Origin of the sequence: Micromonospora echinospora, assembly GCF_900091495.1 — a bacterium.
GTDB classification, from domain to species: domain Bacteria; phylum Actinomycetota; class Actinomycetes; order Mycobacteriales; family Micromonosporaceae; genus Micromonospora; species Micromonospora echinospora.
The window spans coordinates 3446560-3451269 of sequence record NZ_LT607413.1; the positions used below are offsets into that span (position 1 = coordinate 3446560).

Annotated in this window: 4 protein-coding genes; all 4 read left to right on the plus strand. The window is 67.6% G+C overall.

The genetic code is table 11. The annotated features are described in order from the left end of the window. Window positions 1-69: 69 nt before the first annotated feature. The 4 genes from GA0070618_RS15915 (at window position 70) to GA0070618_RS15930 (ending at window position 4514) form a co-directional block, all read left to right on the plus strand. Window positions 70-441 carry a hypothetical protein gene (locus GA0070618_RS15915; RefSeq protein ID WP_088982336.1) on the plus strand — a complete coding sequence of 124 codons (372 nt, stop codon included), beginning with the start codon at window positions 70-72 and terminating at the stop codon, window positions 439-441. Between the two features lie 2 nt (window positions 442-443). Then, entirely contained in the window at window positions 444-3686 is a 3243-nt protein-coding gene (locus tag GA0070618_RS15920) for a hypothetical protein (protein ID WP_088982337.1), read from the plus strand. A gap of 67 nt (window positions 3687-3753) precedes the next feature. Continuing rightward, window positions 3754-4176: a YbaB/EbfC family nucleoid-associated protein gene (locus GA0070618_RS15925; protein ID WP_088982338.1), complete on the plus strand. Its 423-nt coding sequence runs from the start codon at window positions 3754-3756 to the stop codon at window positions 4174-4176. Next, window positions 4173-4514 (plus strand): hypothetical protein, encoded by a 342-nt coding sequence (locus tag GA0070618_RS15930; protein ID WP_088982339.1) that lies wholly within the window; start codon window positions 4173-4175, stop codon window positions 4512-4514. Before GA0070618_RS15925 ends, GA0070618_RS15930 begins: the two co-directional genes overlap by 4 nt. Window positions 4515-4710 lie beyond the last annotated feature (196 nt).

A 4710-nucleotide genomic window follows, 5' to 3' on the forward strand; every position in this document is an offset into this window, starting at 1 on the left:
GACCTCGACTCCGGCCGGGTACGGACAGCCGAGTCCCGCTGGCCCGTCTCCATCCGAGAGGAACACACGATGAAGAACATCGTCATCAACGAGAGCTACCTGCGGAAGCTGCACGGCACCTACACCAAGCAGGTCGACGAGATCGACCTGATGTACGGCAAGAACTACCCGTACGGCTCCCTGCCGGATTCCACCGTCGACATCACGAAGCAGTTCAAGCTGCGCATCGGCCCGAAGGGCTTCACCGAGGCGGAGGATCTGACGGGGGCGATCGACGTCGTCCGGGCCGGCCTGGCCAACCGGCTCAAGGGCGCGCGAACCGAGCTCAACAACCTGGAGCACGGCATCAAGTTCCTGCTGGCCGACTCCGACGCCGTCGAGCAGACGAGCACGCTGAGCGCCGAGCAGTTCGAGTACTTCATGCCCAAAGCCGGGGGTTAGTCATGGCGAACACCGCGACGTTCGAGGATGCCCTGGCGAGCATTCTGGGGCTGGTGCTCGGCGGTGGAGAGGGCGGGGAAAAGGCTTCCATCAACGACAATTTCCGACCGCGGACCATCAAGGGCCCCGGTTACTGGCTGATCACCCAGACGAGCACCCTCAAGTCAAACGTAATCGGCGGGTGGATGCCGGAGTACAACAAGGACGCGGTCACCTTCTACCGGTGGAAGCAGAAAGGGGTGTACAAACACATCACCCGGGTGACGGTGTGGGTGGGCGTGACCAGCCGGGACGACACCCAGAAGCAGGAGCGCAACACCACCGACCCGGGGAACTCGACCAACCCCGACGGCAACCCGGTCGTCTCGCTCGGCAACGCGTGGGAACGGATGATCGCCGACCTGCCCAAGGTGGCCGGGCCGAACAAGGCGTTCGACCCGGACTCGATCGGGTCGGTCCGCGAGATCCTGGCCAACCTGACCACCCACGCGCTGGGGATCTCGAGCGAGCTGACCGATCAGGTCAAGTCGGTGAACGCCAAGAGCCCCGACTTCAAGGGCTCCGCCGAATCAGCCTGGCGGCACCGGGTGCAGGAGGCGAACAAGTACCTCGCGGACATCATGCCCCAGGCCAAGCAGTGGGACACCTCGCTGGCCCAGGTCGAGCAGGCCATGAGGGACTTCATCACGGCGGTGGCCGACACCTTCGAGAAGTGGTCCTCGATCCACCCGGCCGGCATCTGGCAGCACCCGTACCGGGTCATCGCCCAGATGTTCAACGAGAGCACGCTCGAGTACGGCGACCTGCACGACGGCCAGTCGAACGCCTGGGACCTGGGTCAGCAGTACGCCGAGACCGGGGACGAAGCGGGATCGGAATACCGTGGCACCAAGTTCGGTGGCTCGGACGCGGGTATCGTCACGTGGACGCCGCCCGCGTGGGTGAAGTACCACCCGTTCGACGCGTTCAGCATCCCCGAGTGGAACAAGCTGGACCAGCATCTGCGTCAGATGTGGGCCGACAACGCCCTCAAGACCTTCGAGCCGGCGATTCTCGCGGCGAAGAAGTTGGTGTCGGTGTTCGCCGAGGCGCGCAACCCGTTGAGCATCACCGACCCGAAGCCGGTGCCACCGAACCCGATGCCCAACGACGTGGGCGGCTTCGCCAACAACCCGTTCGGGAACATGGGTAACCCCTTCGCCAACTGGGGCGACCCGTTCGCGAACGTGGGTAACCCCTTCGCGAACATGGGCAATCCGTTCGCGAACGTGGGTAACCCCTTCGCGAACGTGGGTAACCCCTTCGCGAACATGGGCAATCCGTTCGCGAACGTGGGTAACCCGTTCGCGAACGTGGGAGCCAACTTCGGCAACCCGTTCCCCAACGGCGGCGGCGTGGGTAACCCGTTCGCCAACGGCACCGGTGGCGGTGGTTTCATGCCCGCCAGCATGATGCCCAACTCGGGCGCCGGTGGTGGTGCGGGTAATCCGTTCGCCAATGGCTTGGGTGGTTCCTTTGGTGGTGGCGCGGAGAATCCGTTCGGTGGTGGCGCCGGGGGCGGCCTTCCCACCGACCTGAAGGTCAAGTCGGAAATGCCGTCCGAGGGTGGTGGTGCGGGTAATCCGTTCGCCAATGGCCTGGGTGGTTCCTTCGGTGGTGGCGCCGGCGGCGACCTTCCCGCCAGTATGATGCCCAACTCGGGCGCCGGTGGTGGAGCGGGTAATCCGTTCGCCAATGGCTTGGATGGTTCCTTTGGTGGCGGCGCGGAGAATCCGTTCGGTGGTGGCGCCGGCGGCGGCCTTCCCACCGACCTGAAGGTCAAGTCGGGCATGCCGTCCGAGGGCGGTGGCGCGGGCAATCCGTTCGCCAATGGCGGCTTGGATGCTGTGGTTGGCGGCGGTGGCGCGAGCGGCCTTCCCCCCATTCCGGCCCCCAAACCGGTCACCCCGTCTGCCGGCGGTGGCCTGGAAAATCCGTTCACCGGTGGTGGCGCGGGCAGTTCCCTGCCGACCAGCAATCTCGGGCTCAACCGCAAGCCGTCCGGGCCGCAGTCGTTGGGTGACCTGACGCCGTCCCAGTTGGAGCAACTGGACAAGGCCGGGCTGCTGGACGATGTGCCGCTGACGGCTGAGCAGGCTGACTACCTGCGGAAGAACGGTCTGTCGCCGGGCGGTGCGACGAATCTCGGTCAGCTCAGCCCGGATCAGCTCGACGCGTTGGATCGCGGCGGGCTGCTGGACGAGACCCCCCTCACCAACGACCAGCGGGCGAAGCTCGGCCTGAACGGGCCGCAGTCGTTGGGTGACCTGACGCCGTCCCAGTTGCAGAGGCTGGACGGGGCCGGGCTGCTGGACGATGCGCCGCTGACGGCTGAGCAGGCTGACTACCTGCGGAAGAACGGTCTGTCGCCGGGCGGTGCGACGAATCTCGGTCAGCTCAATCCGGATCAGCTCGACGCGCTGCAACGCGGCGGCCTGCTGGACGATGTCCCGCTGTCGCCGGAAGAGCGGGCGAAACTCGGGCTGCCGCCCAACCCGTCGGGGAGTTCCGGCGGGGGTGGGTCCGTGCCGGGCCTGAACACGGGGAGGTTGCCGGGGCCCGACACCGGCGGGGGTGGGTCCGTACCGGGCCTGGACGCGGGCAGGTTGCCGTGGCCCGACACCGGGCCGTCGGCACCGATTGACCGGAATGCGTTCCCGACCACGGTCGACGGTAAGGACGTGTCGCCCAAGCCGGGTATGACCGGAGGCATCACCACCCCTCCGGCATTCGGTGACGTCACGAGACCCGGTTCGGCCAGCTTCCCGCACGTTCCCGGGGTGCAGGTCGGCACCGGGGGTCTGTCGGCGGTGCCGGGCGTATCCGGCTCGCCCGGGGCGCTGACCCCGGACAAGCTGGGAGTGCCCGTCGGAGGCCCGGTCGGGGCCAACCTGACCCCAGGGCCGGGTGCCGGCCCTGGTCTCCCGCAGCCCGGCGCGGGCGGTATGCCGGGCGGTGGGATGCCGTTCATGCCCCCGATGATGCCGGGCATGGGTGGCGCACCCCACCAAGGGCAGGACCGTGATCGCCAGCGCAGCACCTGGCTGAAGGAGGACGAGAAGGTCTGGGGCACCGACCCCGACTGCGCGCCCGCGGTCATCGGCCGGCGCGGTCGTGACACCCGGGTCGAGGACGACGAGTTCGGCATGCCGGTCGACGAGCGCCCCGGCAGCCAGGACGAACGCCGCCGGTACCGGGGCCGTTGAACACTGTTGCGCCGACGTGAACCCGGTGCCGCAGATCAGCCGTGGGATAGAAGAGGAGGTAGTCGGGATGAGCTTGTTGGGCGACGAGGAACTGTTGGCCGAGATGCGTGCGGCCCTGAAGGACGTCGACGAGGCGGCCGACCGGGTACGCCGGCGCGTGGCCCGGGCGCAGACCACCGTGGAGGACAAGAAGAAGCTGCTGTCGGTGACCGTGGGTGGCCACGGCGAGCTGACCCGGATCACTTTCAACGGGGACGCCTACCGGCGACTCGCGCCAGCCGAGCTGGCCGACCTGATCGTGACGACGGCCCGTACCGCCCGCGAGAAGGCCCAGCGCAAGACGATGGCCGGCACCGCCGAGCTGACGCGTCACCTCACCGGCCTCGACGACGCCGCGCAGTCGGCCGGGAGCATCGAGGAACTTGTCGAGGGCATCGCCAGCATGGTTTCCGGCGGTGCCGACCGGCGGACCGGGCAGGCGGCGTCATGAGCGGGCAACGGATCGAGCACCACGGGGATATCCTGCTCCGGAATGTGCCGGCGGTGCTCCAGTTCAAGGACCACCTGATCAACACGGTGGACCCGGTGCGCCAGATCGCCGAGTGCCGGTGGGCGGCCGGCGTCCCCGCGGACGACGAACTGAGCCTGCAGGCCCGCGCGGCCGTGCAGCAAGTGATCGGCGGCATGGTGCTCATGATGTACGCCAAGCTGGCTCAGGCGGCCGGATTCCAGGGCGAGAAGTTGCACAACGTTTTCCAGATCGGGGAGAACACCGAGGCCACCATCAACGAAATGGTCCCGGACATGAGCGGTGGCACGCGGGGTTGATCCGCGGAGACGAGATAGCCGAGGGCCGGGGCGGTGGTCTGCACCGCTGAGTGATTCGCACTGAGCGACCAGGGGAAGGGAACGGAGGCGTTGCGCGATGGGCCAGGCCCCCGTTCCTTCCGTTGGGCTCCCTGAGTCGTCGAAGCAGGCCCTGGAAAATTTCACCGGGATGCGGTTGCACCGGTCGAATCTGGCG